Origin of the sequence: Bradyrhizobium ganzhouense (assembly GCF_049949285.1) — a bacterium.
In the GTDB taxonomy this organism is placed as follows: Bacteria; Pseudomonadota; Alphaproteobacteria; order Rhizobiales; family Xanthobacteraceae; genus Bradyrhizobium; species Bradyrhizobium ganzhouense.
Window position 1 is genome coordinate 4,986,905 of record NZ_CP181318.1, and the last position, 18,198, is coordinate 5,005,102.

General features: G+C 62.8%; 18 protein-coding genes and 1 tRNA gene. 14 read left to right on the forward strand and 5 right to left on the reverse strand.

Features of this window, described 5'->3' with window-relative positions:
• Window positions 1-8 precede the first annotated feature (8 nt).
• Window positions 9-389 carry a hypothetical protein gene (locus ACLFLU_RS22805; protein ID WP_426407111.1) on the forward strand — a complete coding sequence of 127 codons (381 nt, stop codon included), beginning with the start codon at window positions 9-11 and terminating at the stop codon, window positions 387-389.
• Here ACLFLU_RS22805 and ACLFLU_RS22810 read toward each other — a convergent pair.
• Window positions 349-1,905, reverse strand: a complete 1,557-nt coding sequence (locus tag ACLFLU_RS22810) for a beta-(1-6) glucans synthase (RefSeq protein ID WP_426407112.1) — start codon at window positions 1,903-1,905, stop codon at window positions 349-351. The genes ACLFLU_RS22805 and ACLFLU_RS22810 overlap by 41 nt on opposite strands.
• 328 nt (window positions 1,906-2,233) lie before the next feature.
• Here ACLFLU_RS22810 and ACLFLU_RS22815 point away from each other — a divergent pair, with 328 nt between their 5' ends.
• The 3 genes from ACLFLU_RS22815 to ACLFLU_RS22825 all read left to right on the forward strand — a co-directional run bounded on the left by ACLFLU_RS22815 (window position 2,234) and on the right by ACLFLU_RS22825 (window position 6,053).
• Complete coding sequence (locus ACLFLU_RS22815; protein WP_426407113.1) at window positions 2,234-2,824, forward strand: beta-1-3, beta-1-6-glucan biosynthesis protein; 591 nt, start codon at window positions 2,234-2,236, stop codon at window positions 2,822-2,824.
• Between the two features lie 222 nt (window positions 2,825-3,046).
• Window positions 3,047-5,707 (forward strand): glycosyltransferase, encoded by a 2,661-nt coding sequence (locus ACLFLU_RS22820; RefSeq protein WP_426407114.1) that lies wholly within the window; start codon window positions 3,047-3,049, stop codon window positions 5,705-5,707.
• Between the two features lie 270 nt (window positions 5,708-5,977).
• Window positions 5,978-6,053: transfer RNA gene (locus tag ACLFLU_RS22825), tRNA-Lys, on the forward strand.
• Between the two features lie 247 nt (window positions 6,054-6,300).
• Here the strand turns inward: ACLFLU_RS22825 and ACLFLU_RS22830 are convergent.
• Window positions 6,301-7,356, reverse strand: coding sequence for a hypothetical protein (locus ACLFLU_RS22830; protein ID WP_426407115.1), 1,056 nt, complete (start codon window positions 7,354-7,356; stop codon window positions 6,301-6,303).
• A gap of 641 nt (window positions 7,357-7,997) precedes the next feature.
• On the opposite strand from ACLFLU_RS22830, the gene ACLFLU_RS22835 reads away from it, so the two are divergent.
• Window positions 7,998-8,228, forward strand: coding sequence for a type II toxin-antitoxin system HicB family antitoxin (locus tag ACLFLU_RS22835; RefSeq protein ID WP_426407116.1), 231 nt, complete (start codon window positions 7,998-8,000; stop codon window positions 8,226-8,228).
• Between the two features lie 1,156 nt (window positions 8,229-9,384).
• On the opposite strand, the gene ACLFLU_RS22840 is transcribed toward ACLFLU_RS22835, so the two are convergent.
• Both ACLFLU_RS22840 and ACLFLU_RS22845 read right to left on the reverse strand, forming a co-directional pair.
• On the reverse strand, window positions 9,385-10,086 hold the full coding sequence (locus tag ACLFLU_RS22840; protein ID WP_426407117.1) for a hypothetical protein: 702 nt from the start codon (window positions 10,084-10,086) through the stop codon (window positions 9,385-9,387).
• Between the two features lie 275 nt (window positions 10,087-10,361).
• Window positions 10,362-10,610, reverse strand: coding sequence for a hypothetical protein (locus ACLFLU_RS22845; RefSeq protein WP_426407118.1), 249 nt, complete (start codon window positions 10,608-10,610; stop codon window positions 10,362-10,364).
• Window positions 10,611-11,021: 411 nt separating this feature from the next.
• Here ACLFLU_RS22845 and ACLFLU_RS22850 point away from each other — a divergent pair, with 411 nt between their 5' ends.
• The 4 genes from ACLFLU_RS22850 to ACLFLU_RS22865 all read left to right on the forward strand — a co-directional run bounded on the left by ACLFLU_RS22850 (window position 11,022) and on the right by ACLFLU_RS22865 (window position 12,524).
• The gene (locus ACLFLU_RS22850) at window positions 11,022-11,192 is read left to right on the forward strand and encodes a hypothetical protein (RefSeq protein ID WP_254131583.1); all 171 of its coding nucleotides are present in this window, start codon (window positions 11,022-11,024) and stop codon (window positions 11,190-11,192) included.
• A gap of 308 nt (window positions 11,193-11,500) precedes the next feature.
• Window positions 11,501-11,743: a hypothetical protein gene (locus tag ACLFLU_RS22855; protein ID WP_426407119.1), complete on the forward strand. Its 243-nt coding sequence runs from the start codon at window positions 11,501-11,503 to the stop codon at window positions 11,741-11,743.
• A gap of 148 nt (window positions 11,744-11,891) precedes the next feature.
• Complete coding sequence (locus ACLFLU_RS22860) at window positions 11,892-12,134, forward strand: hypothetical protein (RefSeq protein WP_426407120.1); 243 nt, start codon at window positions 11,892-11,894, stop codon at window positions 12,132-12,134.
• Window positions 12,135-12,239: 105 nt separating this feature from the next.
• Complete coding sequence (locus ACLFLU_RS22865; RefSeq protein WP_426407121.1) at window positions 12,240-12,524, forward strand: hypothetical protein; 285 nt, start codon at window positions 12,240-12,242, stop codon at window positions 12,522-12,524.
• Between the two features lie 22 nt (window positions 12,525-12,546).
• Here the strand turns inward: ACLFLU_RS22865 and ACLFLU_RS22870 are convergent, their stop codons facing one another.
• Entirely contained in the window at window positions 12,547-13,467 is a 921-nt protein-coding gene (locus tag ACLFLU_RS22870) for a LysR substrate-binding domain-containing protein (RefSeq protein WP_426407122.1), read from the reverse strand.
• Between the two features lie 107 nt (window positions 13,468-13,574).
• Between ACLFLU_RS22870 and ACLFLU_RS22875 the strand changes: the two genes are divergently transcribed.
• Genes ACLFLU_RS22875 through ACLFLU_RS22895 form a run of 5 tightly spaced genes read left to right on the forward strand, consistent with a single transcriptional unit; the run spans window position 13,575 to window position 18,167 of the window.
• Window positions 13,575-13,898 carry a Dabb family protein gene (locus ACLFLU_RS22875; protein WP_426407123.1) on the forward strand — a complete coding sequence of 108 codons (324 nt, stop codon included), beginning with the start codon at window positions 13,575-13,577 and terminating at the stop codon, window positions 13,896-13,898.
• On the forward strand, window positions 13,895-14,974 hold the full coding sequence (locus tag ACLFLU_RS22880; RefSeq protein ID WP_426407124.1) for a maleylacetate reductase: 1,080 nt from the start codon (window positions 13,895-13,897) through the stop codon (window positions 14,972-14,974). The genes ACLFLU_RS22875 and ACLFLU_RS22880 overlap by 4 nt, the downstream gene beginning before the upstream one ends.
• A gap of 5 nt (window positions 14,975-14,979) precedes the next feature.
• Entirely contained in the window at window positions 14,980-16,344 is a 1,365-nt protein-coding gene (locus ACLFLU_RS22885; protein ID WP_426407125.1) for an amidohydrolase family protein, read from the forward strand.
• Window positions 16,345-16,363: 19 nt separating this feature from the next.
• Window positions 16,364-17,266 carry an NAD(P)-dependent oxidoreductase gene (locus tag ACLFLU_RS22890; protein WP_426407126.1) on the forward strand — a complete coding sequence of 301 codons (903 nt, stop codon included), beginning with the start codon at window positions 16,364-16,366 and terminating at the stop codon, window positions 17,264-17,266.
• A 16-nt stretch (window positions 17,267-17,282) separates the two neighbouring features.
• Window positions 17,283-18,167 (forward strand): intradiol ring-cleavage dioxygenase, encoded by an 885-nt coding sequence (locus tag ACLFLU_RS22895; RefSeq protein ID WP_426407127.1) that lies wholly within the window; start codon window positions 17,283-17,285, stop codon window positions 18,165-18,167.
• Window positions 18,168-18,198 lie beyond the last annotated feature (31 nt).

The window sequence follows — 18,198 nt, forward strand, 5'->3', positions numbered from 1 at the left end:
TTGCCCGCATGACAAAAAAGCCGTTTCGCCTCACGCCGTATCAGGTGCAGTTTCTCATCGTCGTCGGTTTCGTCACCGTCGGCTGGGCGCTCTATGTGCGCTATCTCGCCGTCGAGTTCTCTCAAGTGGCGCTCGCATGCGATGCCGGCTTGCAGACCATGATCTGCAAGGCGCGCTCGGTGACGACGTCGCTGTTCAAGAATTCGGTGTTCGGCATCGTCGCGCTGGTGATCGCGACGCTGAACCTGATGCGGCCGTCGATCGTGCTGCTCACGCTGGGCGTGGTCGCAGCCGGCCTCGGCATCGTGCTCTACAACATCGTGCTGTCGGGCCTGGCGATCGGCCTGCTCATCCTTGGCTTTGCTCGGCCCGCGCCCGCCACAGCGTGAGCGCGAACAAGAGATAGATCGCGCAGGTCCACATCGCCTGCCAGTTGTCGCGGCCTTCGTTCAGGATGACGTAGACCGCCGACAGCGCCAGCAGCCCTGCGAACACCGCTTCCGCGATCGGGCGCGCGCCGATCTGCGGGCGGTTCAGCATCAACAACGCGAACGGCACCACCGCCATCGTCAGCGAGGCATAGGGGAAGTCGCGATAGCGCGGGTCGAACACGAAGCCGAGCGCGGTCTCGGCTGCGATCACCGCCGTCACCGCCAGGGTCAGGCCCAGCACGGCGGAGAGCTTTGACCATTTCCGTCCCTCGCGCGGACCGAGCAGGTCGAGGAAGCTCGGCAAATTGCGGCCGATGACGAGCGCCTGCGCGCAGAAGATCGGCGACAGGATGCCGGCAAGCAGCAGCATGCCCCATTGCAGCCAGCCGCCCCAGCCGTAGCTCTCGTAATACATCTTGTCGGCGGCGATCCCGAGCAGGATGCCCGCCGATGTCGCGGAGATGCCGACGCCGAGCCAGGCCGAGAAGCGCGGCGTCCAGGGCCGGCGCCGCAACGTGAGGCCGGCCACCGCGAACACCAGCACGCTGAGAACCATGCCGGCGCCCATGTACCATTTCCAGAACGGGAAATTGCTGATCGGCTCGCCCGGCGGATATTTCAGCTGCCGCCGCACGGAATCGAACAGGCCCCAATAGCCGCCGACGGTGCCTTCGAGCCGCCGCTTCCACGGCTGGTCATAGGCCTCGATCAGGTTGACGCGAAACTTCAGGGCCTTCGCGAGCCCCAGGATTTCCGAGACGACGCGCGCCTGGTTGGTGCGTGACGGCAGCGCGCCCTCGCGCATGCGGCCTTCGCTCGGCCAGCCGGTCTCGCCGATCAGGATCTCCTTCTCCGGAAACGCCACCGCCATGCGCTCGCGGATCGCCTCGACATGGCTCGCCGCGAACTTCGCCTTCACCGGCATATCCTCCCAATAAGGCAGGATGTGAATCGTGACGAAGTCGACGGCGTCATAGACCTCGCGGTTCTTCAGCCAGTATTCCCAGACATCGGCATACGTGACGGGCACGCTGACCTGCGCCTTCACCGAGCGGATGATCGCGGTGAGGTCGGACGTCGTCATCTCCCCGCGCAGCAGCACCTCATTGCCGACGACGAGCGAAGAAATGGTGTTGGGGAAGTCCTTGGTGAGGCGGACGGCGGTCGCCACTTGCGCAAAGTTCTTGGCGCGGTTGCTGCCGAGCCAGATGCCCTGGATGACCTTCAGACCGACCTTGTCTGCGATTCCCGGCACCAGAACGAGACCGTTCTCGACCGAATAGGTACGCACGCAGTCGGTGATCTCCTTGAGCTGCCTCAGATCACGCTCGATCTGCTCGGCCTCGATCTGGGTGCTCTCGATCAGCGGCGTCTGGTCTCCCTGGAACGGCGCATAGGAGACGCATTGCACCTTGTCGCTGGGATCGATCGGCGCGCGCGCGAGCGTGATCGGCGTGGCAAGCCACCACCACACGGCAGCGATCGCACAGAGGGAGACGAGCAGGAGCGCCAGTGGCGTACGAAGTGAAATCGGTTCGGTCCTCCGCGAGGGTCCGTCGATTACCTGCTCGCACGCCGTCTGCCAAGGGGGTGACGCGGGCAGGCCACGCGCTCTCCCCGGCGAATTGGGCTGCGGCCGTTCGACCGGGCCTTAGGATCGTGACTTTGCTGGACAAAAATCCAATTACAGGTCATTGGATTTTGCGGGACTTTTCCGCCGCATTGGAGACCCATTTGGACGCCATCACGTCGGCGTCCGCGAGGTCCTCCCGCGGGCGGACGGCTGAGATATTGGGGAATTCATGCGGCGACGGGTGTTCGAGTTACGAAATGCGGTCCTGCGGCAGTTCGCCGCCACCTTGGCCGTGACCTCCCTTGTCCTCTTGGCCGGCCTTGGTGCCGCCTCCGCCCAGAGCGGAACGCCGACCCCGGATCAAGGCAAGCAGCCGGCGGCGCAGGCCACCGACGCCGCCAAGGATGCCAACCAGAAGCGGACTGACGAGTTCGCCGAAGCTGCCCGCACCATTAATGGCCCGGCCGGCAATCCAGAATGCGTCTGGCTCGGCCGTCGCGCGGTTCAGTTGATGTACCGGGACGACCTCGATACCGCCTTCCGCCACATCGATCTTTACGACCGCTTCGGCTGCCCCGGCGGTCACATCCAGGCCGCGTTCCGCTGCCTGACCCGCTTCCTCACCCAGATCGACGACAAGGTCCCGAACAGCCTGAATAACCTGACCCAGGCCTGCTGGATCAACCCGGCTGCACAGCCGCAGCAGGCAGCCGCGGCCGCCTCGCCATCGCCCGCACCGACCAACGGCAATGCGCAGCCCCCCCAGCCGGCCGCGAGCCCCGCACCTGCGGCAAGCCCGACACCCGCGCCCCAGAAATAGCCGCGATCGTTTCACCCTCCGTTCAGGAACGATCGGCGATAGCAACTGACGGCACTGCCGCGCGTTGACCGGACCGGACAAGGCCATGCCCTGATAAGGACATGAGGCCATGACAGTTGAGAAACCGCGCGGCAGAGGTATGCTCCCTTTGCCGCGGACTTGGTCGGATCTCGGGGTCGGGTCCGCTTCCCTGCCCCCTCAGCCCCTTTTGGTTTAGCCGCGATGCGCGTTGTCGCCGCCGTTCTGTTGCTCGTGTCCGTGCTCCACGCTGGCCTGTGGGGAGTCCTGCGCGACAGGGAACCCGCGCCTGATTTCAAGGGCCTGCTGCCGAGCCTCTCCTACACGCCGTTCGAGCCGGGACATGTCGTCGACAACAACGTCGACCCCGAAAAGATTCGCGCAGACATGAAGAAGCTCTCGACCCTCACGCGGGCCATCCGGTCCTACTCCGCGACGGAGGGCAACGAGCTGGTGCCGCCGATTGCCGCCGAGTTCGGTCTCAAGGTCACGGTCGGCGCGTGGATCGACAAGGACGAGGATCGCAACGAGCGGGAGATCAAGGCCGCCATCGAGCTTGCCCGCAAGAACAGCAACGTGATCGGCATCGTGGTCGGCAACGAGGTGATCTTCCGCGGCGAGCAGAAGGTCGAGGACCTCATCAACAAGATCAAGAGGGTCAAGAGCGCGGTCCGTGTCCCCGTCACGACGGGCGAGATCTGGAACATCTGGCGCGACAATCCCGACCTCGCCTCCAACGTCGACTTCATCGCGGCGCACGTCCTGCCTTATTGGGAGAATTTCCACTCGGACGAGGCAGTCGACCAGGCCGTCGACCGATACAATCTGCTGCGCAACCTGTTTCCCGGCAAGCGCATCGTGATCGCCGAGTTCGGCTGGCCGAGCGCGGGCTATAATCTGCGCAAGGCCGATCCGGGTCCGTTCCAGCAAGCGTTGACCTTGCGCAACTTCGTCAGCCGTGCCGAAGCGCTTGGAATGGACTACAACATCGTTGAGGCGATCGATCAGCCCTGGAAATTTTTCGAGGGCGGCGTCGGTCCTTATTGGGGCATTCTCAACGCCAGCCGCGAGCCGAAATTCGCCTGGACCGGCCCGGTCGAGAATCCCGATTACTGGAAGCTGATGACGATCGCGCTGCTGGTCGGCATCCTCTTGTCGCTGCCAATCCTGCGGCTGGAGCAGCCGACCGCCAGGCAGGCGTTTCTGCTCTCGGCCACCGCCAACGGCGTCGGCGCCTGGGCCGCGACCGTGTTCGCGTTCTGGAATACGCACTATTTCGTCTTCGGCTCGGCCTTCGCACTTACCCTCGGCATAATCCTGCTTGTGCCGCTGGTGCTGATCGCGATGGCCCGCATCGACGAGATCGCGGCCGTCGCCTTCGGCCGGCCGCCGCAGCGGCTGCTTGCCAAGGGCAAGCCGATCGAGAACGTGCCCGAGAATTACTACCCCAAGGTCTCGATCCACATCCCCGCCTATTTCGAGCCGGTCGAGATGCTGAAGCAGACCCTCGATGCGCTGTCGCGGCTCGACTATCCGAACTACGAATGCGTGGTCATCATCAACAACACGCCCGATCCCGCATTCTGGCAGCCGATCCAGGATCACTGCCGCGCGCTCGGTGAACGCTTCAAGTTCATCAACGCCGAGAAGGTGCAAGGCTTCAAGGCCGGCGCGCTGCGCATCGCCATGGACCGCACCGCCGTCGATGCCGAGATCATCGGCATTCTCGATGCCGACTATGTCGTCGAGCCCGACTGGCTGAAGGACCTCGTGCCGGCCTTCGCCGACCCGCGCGTCGGCCTGGTGCAGGCGCCGCAGGAGCACCGCGACGGCGACCTGTCGATCATGCACTACATCATGAACGGCGAATATGCCGGCTTCTTCGACATCGGCATGGTCCAGCGCAACGAGCTCAACGCGGTTATCGTACACGGCACGATGTGCCTGATCCGCCGCGCCGCGATGGACATGGCCGGAGGCTGGTCATCCGACACGATCTGCGAAGATTCGGATCTCGGGCTCGCGATCCAGGAACTCGGCTGGACCACCCATTACACCCGCTACCGCTACGGCCAGGGCCTGCTGCCCGACACCTACGAGGCCTTCAAGAAGCAGCGTCACCGCTGGGCCTATGGCGGCCTCCAGATCGTCAAGAAGCACTGGCGGCACTTCCTGCCCGGACGGAGCCGGCTGACGCCCGACCAGAAGCGCGAATACGGTCTGGGCTGGCTCAACTGGCTAGGTGCCGAAAGTCTCGGCGTGGTCGTGGCACTGCTTAACCTCGTCTGGGTGCCGATCGTCGCCTTCGCCGACATCGCCATCCCCGACAAGATCCTGACGCTGCCGATCATCGGCGCCTTCGTCGTCTCGCTCGCGCACTTCCTGTCGATGTACCGGCTGCGCGTCGCGATCAAACCCGGCCAGATGCTGGGCGCAATGATCGCGGCGATGAGCGTGCAATGGACGGTGTCGCGCGCGGTCGCGCAAGGACTGATCACCGAGCACATCGCCTTCGCGCGCACCTCCAAGGGCGGCCTGTCGAGGATGTCGATCGAGTTCCAGGCGTTCTGGGAGGCCGTGATCGGCGCCCTGCTCCTGATCGGCTCTGGCGTGCTGATCGCCTCCAACAGTTTCAGGCAGATCACCGAGATCTACATCTTCGCCGGCGTCCTGGTGCTGCAGAGCCTGCCGTTCCTGGCCGCGGTCGCGATTGCGATCCTCGAGCTCAGCCGCATCAACTCGTTCCAGTTCTGGCGAGACAGCGCGATCCGCACCGCCGAGCTGATCGGCTTGCGCCCCGTCGCCCTGCCGACGCCCGGCAACGCGCAGCCGGTGCCGAGCGAGGTGCGGCAGGAGGCGAACTGACTTCAACGTGGATGACGGCCGCCAATCAGGTTGAAAATCCCGGGCTAAGCGGCGGAAACGTAGGACGAATCCCCGCCTCTGGCGCGATCTTCGGCCGCCGCGCGCGCTATTGACCTCGGCGCCTCATCCCCCTACACAGCGCGGGCCGAAAGCATGATCCGGAAACAGCCGGTTTTCCCCGCAGCCATCAGTCAAACGCGGCGGCAAGACATGCTTTTCCAAATGACCGAAGTCGATGGCGATGATCGTTAAAGCCATCAGCGGCCATGGGAGCGCGTAGCTCAGCCGGTAGAGCACGTGACTTTTAATCACGGGGTCCTGGGTTCGAGCCCCAGCGCGCTCACCAATAAAATCAATTACTTAACCCAACAATCTCGCGACCTTCGGCGCCGCGATCGCTCGATTCAGCGGGATCGCTGTGATGCCTGACCGTCCGACCAAGATCCTTCGGCGAGATGAACTGCGGTGAGGTGAGATGAAGTGCGGTGACAGTGCACTAATCTCCGCATCTTACAAGGAGCGCATATCGCCTCGCCCAAGAACGCGCGCACCTGACAATATCAATTTAGTGCACTGTCACCGTATCCCACCGCTTATTTGTAGGCTTCGGCTGGTGCGGCGTCAGCAGCCTTGTTGCCGAGTATGTCCGGCCTGCCTTGCTTAATCCAAGCCATTGTTGCGCCTACGGGCCTCGAACCAACCTGTAGATACACCCCGTCAAGCCTCGGAAAGAAATTGCGAAATGGGTTGTGTGCCTCGCCTTCGGATTCTGGAGGAAAGTCAACGACCATACTCAAACCGCGTACGCCGCTCACGGGATATGAGCCGACGCCAAGCCCGGCATTCGTCAGAGCCCTTGCGAGCGCTGTTGCAGCGGTCCCTAGTGCCGCGAATGTTTGCTGTGCTTCATCCTTGGGGTCCCACGCCTTATATGAGGACGGCGAAATAACGCTAAGCCCCTCGCTTAAGTTGAGCGACACGCCGGAGCGCTTTTCGTCAATAAACGCAGGTGCCCAGCCGAATTTCCCAAGCACAATCGCAATTTCGTTCGCAAGGTTCTGCGCCTCAGAGTCGCCGGGAGCGACTTGGATCAATACTTTTGTGCCCGCCCATCGTTCAAACCCGGCAAACCATGTTTGCGCTTTCGGTTGCTCATCAATCCCAATGAGCCCGACATGGCGCGGCAACAGCACCGTTTGTAGCGCAAGATTATCGGCCTGTAACCGGGCAGCCTCTCTGTTCACCTCAGCCACGCGCAATTGCGCATCCGCCCCGCGAGCATTTGCAACAGCAGTGTCTTTCTTAAGCTGTTCTGCCTCTGCTTTTGATCGCTCAATATCGACCTGCGCCTTACTAAGCGCTGCATTTGCCTCGGCGGCTTGTTTTTCCAATTCCGCCGCTCGCAGTAACGCGTCCCCGGCAGCCTTACCGGCTTCGATGCCTTTGTTTCTTGCCTCCTCCACCTCAAGTGCAACGTCGGCCTTGTATTTCGTCATCTCCTTGGCAGATTCTGCAATCTCAGCCCTTTGCAATTTGACTACAAACCACGTTGAGAATCCCGCAATCAATCCGAAGACGCCGACCGCGAAGATCGATCCTCGCATTAAGTCTTCCCATACACGAAGTGAGAGCCCCCAGATCATTTTCACGCCCTTTGATCGAGTGGTAGCCGCCGTCAACCGAAGAGCCTTCGGCTCACGTTGATGATGAAGCCAGCCGGCACGCAATGATGGCGCCGACGAGCCCATAACCGATGGCTGGCCACGTGCCCCCGGTAACGGCGCCGTAGAAAAAGCCGATCCCGCAGCAGAGCACTAGCATGCCGAAGAGCGTCTGATCATTGCGCGCCTCGATCCGGTGGAGGCGCGCTTCGCGCTGGCTATGGACGTAGGGACCAGCCTGCTCCGTAGACCCGCAATGAGGACAGCCCAGTGCCGAGAACGACACTTGCCCGCCGCAGTCATGGCAAGCCATTAGCTCTTTTGGTTTGGTTACCCCGCCCATGCTCGTGATGGTAGCAACTGAGCGGCCTATCGGGAAGCCTCAGGGGTACCAAACCGGCGTTGCATAAACCGCCAGAAGCCTCCTAATCCTCAAGTTACGATGACAGTGCACTTTATTGGGCCGGAATTCAGCTGGCATCGATGCCGCAGGACGAAGGTCTTTAGCTCGGCGCGGAGTGCGTTCCACCGCGCGACTGGAGGCTCGCACCACAAGATTACCAAGCCCGGAAAGGTTGGGATTCTGACCGTGCCTTTCAAACGGCGCCTTCCTGCTAGATTGAGTCCATATGGGCGAACGTCCTCACTACAAAATCGTCATCGAGCCGCTTTCCGAGGAAGACGGCGGCGGATCTGTAGCGACGGTACCTGATCTCCCCGGCTGCATGTCCGACGGTGCTACCGAGTTCGAGGCGGTGCAGAACGTGCAAGATGCAATTGTGTGTTGGATTGAGGCTGCCGAGGAAGAGCATCGTCCCATCCCCATTCCGCCCCACCTGCGACGAGCGGTGGCCAGCTAAGTTCTATCGGCGACGACAGTACGCCAAAGTAGGCGTGGATATGGACGACTCCCCCAATTCCAAATCGGGGTAAAAGCGCCATCAAGTTATGGTGCACTAATCTCCGCATCTTACGAGGAGCTATGAGGAGCGCATATGGCCTCGCCCAAGAACGCGCGCACCTGGCAATATCAATGTAGTGCACCGTATTCCCCATGCGGCGGATCAGACTCCGGCGCCCACCCCTACCGTCAAGAGGCTGCAACGTGGCGGGCTATCCGCCACAGCGTGAGCAGGCGGTGTTGCTGTCCATCCATCGCCGGGTAGCCTCGTCGCTCCAACCCGGGACGGCGAAACCGGGGGTCGCCACGCCTTGACCGGGAGCAATGAGTTGAGTGGGGGGAACGAATACCTGCTCGCGCGTGCGCAATGGTGGTGTTGAGCGATGCACCGTGGCGGCATTCCCCGCAGCACTCAGAACAAGCAATAAGCCCAAAGCCAAAACGCACCGCACCATCGCTGTTTCCAATCGAAGCGTTGCCAGCCAGACATGTGGTTCGGCCGTCAATCATCCCCAAGTGCTGACGGCTTCACGATCGCTCAATTCAGCGGGGTGATGCTGTGATGCCTGACCGTCCGACCAGGATCACCTTCGGCGAGATGGAATTGCGGTGACGGTGCACTAATCTCCGCATCTTACGAGGAGCGCATATCGCATCGCCCAAGAACGCGCGCACCTGACAATATCAATTTAGTGCACTGTCAACGTATTCCAGCACTGTCACAACCCGGTGGCATGAGCATTGCTATGTCAAAAGCACTGGGATTTCAGAGCCCAGTTTGAGACAGACCGCTGCCGGGGGAACAGAGAATTTCGAGCCCGGCAGCGTCCTGTTTCGAGACTAACGGGACAGTCGCCGGCGGTGCGTCATCAGCGCTGCCGGTCGCGCTTCATTGGCAGCCCTCCGGCAGCATTCCCTCGACCGTGTTGAGCACGAGCTCGCGCTCGCTTTCTGACAAGCGCGCCAGCTTGTCCCTGAGGCTTGATGGGGACGAATTACGGTGCACTAAACTTAGCGAGGATATGGACGACCTTCCCTAACCCCACGTTGGGATAGAGAGCGCCGTCAGGCGACGTTGGCGCGCACACAGCCCCAAGCGTTTTGCTTGCGCGCCGTCAGCTCTCCGGCGCTGCAACCGTAGCCGGCGCAGTCAACGGAGCTCCTCCAACCGAAACGGGCCCGATCGTTTTCGACTGCCGATCCATCCGTTTGCGCATCGCTGGGGTCAGTCCATAACGGGCATGCGCCCTTCGAATGGAGGACGTGACGTCCGATGTCATTGTATTTTGCAGCGTATCGATCTTCGCGATCAGCGTCGAAAGCTGCGGCGAGATCTTCCTCACGTCGCCCCGTTCGTCGGTGATGCTCTGTCGGAGAGACAGGAGGGTCGTTGAATCCTGCTGCCGCAGAGCCACACTTTGCTGCAATGAAGAATTGATTTCCTGCAGCGAGGCAGCCTGTTGCTGCTGGGCCGACTGGATGTCCTTCAGGGCAGCGACAATCGGATCCGGCTGTGGCGCGGTCGCTTCCCGGCTCGGAAGCAGCGCAGCCAGGCTGCTGATGTTCGGCGACGGAAGATCAAGCGGCGGAAGATCAAACGGCAATGTGTAGATCGCCGCCGCGCCATTGATCGCCAGGGCGCACACCGCCAGTGCCAGGACCGATTTCCGGCTGGACCGTTTGCCTGGGGCCGGAGCTTCCGGGGCTTCGTGTTCGGCTTCAAGTTCGGCTTCGGGTTCGAATGCCGCGGCTGCAAGGGCTGCGGCGTCGAGATGTTCGGCAAAGCCCGGCGTTTCGGATGTCGTGGTCATGCGCATTGACCTCATGAGCGAGCAAAAGGAGGCCGTCGCCGGAACGTCCTCGCGACGCCTCCTTTACGCAACACCCACCTACAACTGTCTAGAATTGTGAGCTTTTCGGATTAATTCCACGTTAGCGACGTGGCGATCCGGTACGTCCAGCCACCCCGGCCGACTACGGGGCTATGCGATGGCGTGCATGCAGGCGCGCAGCATTGGCCGCTACGGCTCTGGCCAAGTCATCATCCGGACACGACGTCGGGCAGATCGAATGCCCTGCCACCACGACATCCTCATTCATCGCCGCCGCGATTTCCGGGGAGACGCGTTGTGGGGTTGAGATATCGATACATGGCCATGCCACCCGCGACAATCTGAACAGCGATGCCGCTCGCCCAGATAATCGAAACAAGTTGCGTGGACGTGTTCAAAAACCTCGCAGAGATCGCGGCCAGAACGACAAGCGCGGTGCCGACAACACCGGTCCACGCGACTGGCGACAACTTCTGCGGTGTCTGCGGTCCTTGCGCGGATATCGACATGGTTCAGCCCAGGCAAACGGCAATGCCAGCAAGCAATCCCCCGAATACGCCCAATAGCAGGCAGATCGGTTCATTTATCTGGAAATGGGCCTGTGCGGCGTCAAGGGCGCCTGTCGCCGCCAAGAAACCCAATGCGAGATTACCTGCCAGAGAAAGGAAGCATTGCATCGCTGCACCAATCGCTCGCTGTGCAGGAACTCTACTCGTTTTGGGGACGGTTGTATATCAATCCGTCCACAATCTGTGCAGCAGGTCGGCTGCGGCGTCGCATGGATGAGTATTCACGCCTCTGGTGCGCGCCCTGAGGCGTAATGGAAGAAAATCTTGTCCCTGTTCCACCGGCCCTGCCGAAAAAAGCCAGAAGACAACCGGCTGGAAAGGTGTAGGATTCGACCAAACGGGAGGAGCGGCATGTTTGAAATCACCGGTTTCGACACGGCAGGCGTCGTCAACCTAAAGCGGGAGTCACTCGCCGCCGCCCTCAAGAAGGCCAGGGAGCTGATCCAGGACGGGTGCCGCGACGTTCAGATCGTCGATCCCCACGGCCGGGTTTATACCTCGTTTGAGGAGCAGGCCGCCTAGCCACCTCCCTCCAGCACCTCTCCGAAAGTACTTGGCGTGCGATCACGTTATTGGCTCGCCATGTTGATCGGATCGACGATCGGCGGCTTCGTTCCCGCGTTGTGGGGTGGCGAAATGTTGTCTTACTCAGGAGTCCTGTTCAGCTGCGTTGGCGCAGTCGCCGGGTTGTGGATCGCCGACAGGACCAGGTAGATCCCGAAACGCTGGAGCCGGCCGCCCTTCAACTCCCGCGCGCCACTCCGTTGCCAATCAACTCGATTGGGCGCACGCTTCATCCAGGCGCGCAGACGCCACACAGGGAGAGACACATGAAGGAACCGGGCCTGGATGGTCGCCATCGGGACAAGGATGGCGCGATCAGCAAGAAGCACGGCAACACGCTGGTTGGTACATTGCGCAAGATCTACGGCAAAGGTTTTGCGGCCGGCTATCCGGATGCGACAACGCTCAGCGAGGTCTTGCATCAGTTGAACGAGACGTCGCTGAGCCAGTTGCGTCGCGATCACGAGACCGGGCATCTGGGGCACAAGATCGACCACGCTCCGAAGTGACCGACGCGATTCGGCCGAATTGAGGTCGTCGGGACGAACTGCGCCGCTAGCCTCTGGCAGCGAGGATGGATCGGCAGCGCAATCGATCGTACGCGCCATTGAGCCACCCGTTCCCCGGCGCTAGAATGAGCCTTTTCAGGAGGCTCATTTGAAACAGGTCATTATTGCTGTCGCAGCCGTCGCGCTGCTCGCCAATTCGTCTGCCCGGTCCCAGGCCCTCGTCGATCCCAGCAAGGTTGCACCCGAATACCGCGAGGCGGCTGAAAAGCGCCGCGCCGAGCAGATGCGCCAGCGCGAATGCGCCCTGAAGGCGGATCTGGCGAAGGTGCTGCTGCGAGACCGGGCCGACTATGTCAACCACTGCCTGGACGCGATCGCCGCCAAACAATAGTGGCTTGCTCAACGCGTGCGATCCGGACGCCATCGGCCTTCAGGCTTTCTTCAGATATTCGGCTCACCGTGGCAGTCGATTTCCAATAGTCATTGTTGTCGGCGCATGAGTTTCGTCCAGGTCCAGTGCACGCGCTGCAAGACGATGTTTCGCGATCGCGCGGGACGGTTGCAGGACGGCTATTCCAGGCAATGTCCCGGCTGCGAAGTCGTGTTGTTCTTCGGCGAGGACTCGCAGCACCCCTTCATCAAGCGCGCCATGCGAAACGCGCAGAAGGCCCGCAAGCAACAGCACGAGGCCGAGGCAGCCAGGCGTTCTGCCGCGTCGGAACTGCGTGCGGCTCCCCGGTCGTCCACCGGTCGGGCGCGAGTGCAGGAGCGGTCGGAATAGCGACGGTTCGGCCGGGCGAAGCTTAGGTCGCCTCGATCCAGATCCCGGCGTCGGAATGCGCGCGGATGTGACCGACCAGAAAGTCCGAAAACACCCTGATCTTGGCCGGCAGCCGGACGCGGTTCTGGTAGGCCACGTTCATCGTCAGCAGCGGCAATTCCCAGTCGGTCAGCACCGGCACGAGCTTGCCGGCTGCGATATCGCTCTGCACGATGTAAAGCGGCTGGATCAGGATACCGAGCCCTGCGCGCGCGGCGCCGCAGATGATCTGGCCATCATTGCTGTCGAGCGTCGGCGCGATGCGAATGGTCTGCGTCGTGCTGCCCTGGCTCAGTCGCAGCGAATAGGGATCGTTGGCGAGGTTGTAGACCAGCATGTCGTGGCGCGCGAGATCGGCGGGATGCTCGGGGATACCGTGCGCCGCGAGATAGGACGGTGCAGCCGCCAGCACGCGGCGCATCTGTCCGATGCGGCGGATGATGATGTTGGAATCCGGCTCCTGCTCCCGCGTGCGGATCGCGACGTCGATGCCGGCCTCGATGAAATCAGGATAGCGGTTGGCGGCAATGATCTGGACGTCGAGCTTCGGATAGAGCTTGCGAAACGCCGGCAGCATGGGCGCCATGTAGATCATCGCAAAGGACAGCGAACTCGTGACGCGCAGCATGCCCTTGGGCGACAGCGCGCGATCGCTGACGGCGTCTTCGGCTTCGGCGAGTTCGTTCAAGAGCGTGCTGCAACGCTGCAGCAGCTCCTGCCCGGCTTCGGTCAGCCACTGCCGGCGCGTGTTGCGCTCGATCAGCCGGACCGCGAGCCGCTCCTCCAGTGCGCTGAGATGCCGGCTCGCCGCGGCGTTCGACATCCGCAGGGTGTCGGCGGCCTTGGAGAGGCTGCCGAGCTCGGCCGTCTTTGAAAACACCTCGAGCTGGAGAAGTCGGTCCATTCTTCCTCATAGTGGAAAAGAGACTTACGAATTTTGGTCTTTATTTCCGATTTCTGCAAGGCAAAATGGCCCCAACAAACAAGATCGCAGGTGAGGAATTCTGGGAAATGTCGGGTCCGATCAAGCACATCGTGATGTGGCGGTTGCGTGGGGAGACCCAGGCGGAGCGCTTGGCCGCCCGGACTAAGGTCAAAACCCTGTTCGAAGGCCTCAAGGGCCGGATCGACGGCCTTATCCATATCGAGGTAGGCGCCGACATCAGCGATGTCGACTACGCCTGCGACGTAGTCCTCGTCTCCGAATTCACGAACAGTGCGGCCCTGAAGGCCTACGCCACCCACCCGGAACACCTGCGGGTGCGGGAGGAGCTAGGCGACTTGCGGATCGGTCGCTTCCAGGTCGATTATCCGATGAAAGAGACCGGCGCATGATCGGTTCGTTCACCTTTGAAAACCTGCCCTGCCGCGTCGTGTTCGGCAGCGGAACGTTGGCGGCGGCCAAGGCAGAGATCGAGCGTCTCGGCGGCAAGCGCGCCCTGGTGCTGACGACGCCGCAGCAGGAAGCGCAAGGCGCCAAGCTCGGTGCCGCACTGGGCCCGCTCTATGCCGGCATCTTCGCCGGCGCCACCATGCACACGCCCGTCGATGTGACCGAACGCGCAATCGCGGCGATGAAGGCATGCGATGCCGATTGCGTGGTCGCGCTTGGCGGCGGCTCCACGACGGGACTAGGCAAGGCGCTCGCCTTGCGCACCGGCGTGAACCAGCTCTGCATTCCCACCACCTATGCCGGCTCGGAGATGACGCCGATCCTCGGTCAGACCGAGAACGGCCTGAAGACCACGGTGCGCGACACCGCCGTGCTGCCGGAGACCGTGATCTACGACGTCGACCTGACAATGACGCTGCCGGTCGGCCTTACCGCCACCTCCGGCATCAACGCCATCGCGCATGCGGTCGAGGCGCTCTATGCGCGCGACACCAACCCCGTGACATCGCTGATGGCGGAGGAAGGCATCCGCGCGCTGGCGCGTGCACTGCCCGCGATTGCGGCGAAGCCCGACGATCGCGCGGCCCGCAGCGATGCGCTCTACGGCGCCTGGCTATGCGGCGTGTGCCTCGGCACCGTCGGCATGGCGCTGCATCACAAGCTCTGCCACACGCTCGGCGGCACCTTTGACCTCCCGCATGCCGAAACGCACACGATCGTGCTGCCGCATGCGCTGGCCTACAACGCGCCCGCGGTGCCCGAGGCGATGACGCGGATCGCGCGCGCGATCGGTGCGGCGGATGCAGCGCAGGGTCTCTACGATCTCGCCAAGCAACTGGGCTCCAAGCTCGCGCTGCGCGACATCGGCATGCCCGAGAGCGGCATCGACAAGGCGGCCGACCTCGCCGTGACCAATGCCTACTGGAATCCACGTCCGCTCGAACGGGGCGCTATCCGTGACCTGATCGCGCGCGCCTGGGCCGGCGAGCCGCCGGTCGCAACCAAAGCGGCGGCGTGACCGGCATGCGGCGCACCCTCATCCGGTCAGCAACGATCATCAGCATGGACGCTTCGATCGGCGATCTCCGCGCCGGCGACGTGCTGGTGGAGAACGGGCGGATCGCCGAGGTGCGTCCAGGCATCGATGCCGCTGATGCCGAGATCGTCGACGGCCGCGGGCGCATCGTCATTCCCGGGCTGATCAACGCGCATATGCACACCTGGCAGACGGCGCTGCGTGGCTTTGCGGCGAACTGGACGCTGCTCGAATATTTCCGCCGCATGCATGCCGGGCTCGCAACCCTGTTCGCCCCCGACGACATCTACATCGCCACGCTCGTCGGCGCGCTGAACCAGATCAATTGCGGCGCCACCACGCTGGTCGACTGGTGCCACAACAACCCGACGCCGGCCCACACGGATGCCGCCGTGCGCGGCCTGATCGAGAGCGGCATCCGCGCCGCCTTCTTCCACGGCTCGCCGAAGCCCGAGCCGAAGCCGGGCGAACCGCACTTCTCGGAAGTGCCGCATCCCCGCCGCGAAGTCGAGCGGCTGCTGGCAGGTCCCCTCGCCGACCGCGACGGCCTGGTCACACTCGGGCTTGCCATTCTTGGTCCGCATTATTCGACGCTCGACGTCTCCTTGCATGATTTTCGCCTGGCGCAAGAGCTTGGCCTGATCGCCTCGATGCATCAGGGCGGTGGTCCCGCGAAGACACAAGGCGGCTGGGAGAAGCTGATCGAGGCCGGCCTCGTCGGCCCCCACGTCAACATCGTCCACGGCAACGATCTGCCCGACGATCTCCTGCAAAGGCTGATCGATCTCGGCGTCACCTTCTCGGTGACGCCCGAGAACGAGATGATCCAGGGCCACGGCTTTCCAATCACAGGACGCCTGCTCAAGCGCGGCGTTCGGCCCACCATCGGCATCGACCTGGAGTCCGTGCTGGCCGGCGATCTCTTCTCCGCCGCCCGCGTTGCACTGTCGATGCAGCGCGCGCTCGACAACGCGGAGTCGCGCAAGAGCGAGGGCACGATCCCGGCGACGACGACCATTCCAGCGCGCGAGGCGCTGGCCTGGATCACCACCGAAGGCGCCCGCATGCTCGGCCGCGAAAGCCAGATCGGCTCGCTGACGCCGGGGAAACTTGCCGATCTCGTGATCATCAACGCCGACGATCTCAATCTCTTCCCGGTCCACGACCCCGTCGCCACCGTGGTGATGCAGACGAGCCTTGCCAATATCGAGGCGGTCATGATCGGGGGCCGCTGGAAGAAGCGGAACGGAAAACTACAGGTCGACGGTCTCGCGCAAAAGAAAGAGCTACTCGAACGCTCTGGCCAACGGCTGGTGCGGGACATCGAACGACAAGGGCACGCCGCAACATAGCGGCCAACGGACAATAACAATGACTGACACAAGCAAACAAATCGCCTTCATCGGCATCGGCAAGATGGGTCTGCCGATGTCGCTTCTCGTCGCCAAGGCCGGCTACGCCGTCATCACCTTCGACCAGAGCGCAGCACGGCTCAACGAAGCGCGCGAGCACGGCATCGCTGTCGCAATCTCGCCCACTGAGGCCGTCAACGGCCGGCCTGTGGTCATCACATCGCTCCCCGACGACGCCGCCTTGCGCGCGGTGATGCTCGGCCCGACCGGACTGATCGGTGCGATGGCGCCGAAGGCGGTGCTGATCGAGACCAGCACGGTCAGCGCTGAAGCCTCCGCCGAGGTCGATGCTGCCGCGCAAGCTCGCGGGATTTCCTATCTTCGGGCGCCGGTCTCCGGCAATGCCAGCATCGTGCACACCGGCGCACTGAGCTGTTTCGTCTCGGGGCCCAAAGACGCCTTCGAAAACGCAAAGCCGCTGTTTGCGAGCTTTACCCGCGCGCAGACCTATCTCGGCCCGAGCGAGGAAGCGCGCTACGCCAAGCTCGCCGTCAATCTCATGATCGCTGTCTCGGCCGCGATGATGGCCGAGAGCCTGGCGCTGGCGCGCAAGGGCGGCATCGGCTGGCAGGACATTCTGAAGGTGCTGGATGAGAGCGCGGTGGCCTCGCCGATGGTGAAGTACAAGACCGCGCCGCTGCGCAGCCGCGATTTCGTCTCGAGCTTCTCCTGCAAGCAGATGGCGAAGGATCTCGACCTCATCCTCGGCGCCGGCCACGCCGTCGGCGTGCCGCTGCAGCTCGCAGCCCAGGTGCGCGAAACCTACGGCTCGCTGGTCGCGCAAGGCGATGGCGAGACCGACTTCATCGCGACCGTGAAGCATCTCGAACGTCTCTCAGGCCTTGGCGAGCCCAAACTCTGATCGATGGAGGCAGAACTTGCGTAATTTCAGCGAGACCAACATCACCGACGCCGTGCTCGAGCGCATCGCAGGCGCAAGCGATCCCCGCATCAAGCAGGTCAGCGAAGCCCTGGTGCGCCACCTCCACGCCTTCGTGCGCGAGATCCGGCCGACCCAGAAGGAATGGGAATACGGCATCGACTTCCTGACCCGCACGGGCCACATGTGCGACGACAAGCGCCAGGAGTTCATCTTGCTGTCGGATACGCTCGGCGTCTCCATGCTGGTCGACGCGATCAACCATCCGGTGCCGGAAGGTGCGACCGAGACCACCGTGCTCGGCCCGTTCTTCGTTCAGGCCGCACCCGAGAAAGAGAACGGCGACGACATCTCCGGCACCATGGAAGGCGATCCCATGATCGTCACCGGTTCGGTCTCGACCGTCGATGGCAAGCCGCTCGCGGGCGCCGTGGTCGACGTCTGGCATTCCGACAATGACGGCTACTACGACGTGCAGCAGCTCGACGAGATCGGCAATCTCGCGATGCGCGCCCGCTTCCACACCGACGCCAACGGCCGTTTCCATTTCTGGTCGATCAAGCCCGCGGCCTATCCGATCCCGCATGACGGCCCGGTCGGCGAGATGCTCGAAGCACAGGGCCGCCATCCCTGGCGTCCGGCGCATGTGCATTTCATGATCTCGGCGCCGGGCTTCGAGCAGCTCGTGACGCATGTGTTCGTCGCCGGCGACAAATATCTCGACAGCGACGTGGTGTTCGGCGTCAAGGACAGCCTGATCCACGACTTCGAGCGCTGCCCGGCCGGCCGTGCGCCGGATGGTCGCATAGTGGACAGTGCTTACTTCCATCTCAACTATGATTTCGGCCTGAAGCAGGCCGCAAGCAACGCGCAGGCGGCGTAGGCCGAACGTCGAATCGACGGACTGACAACAG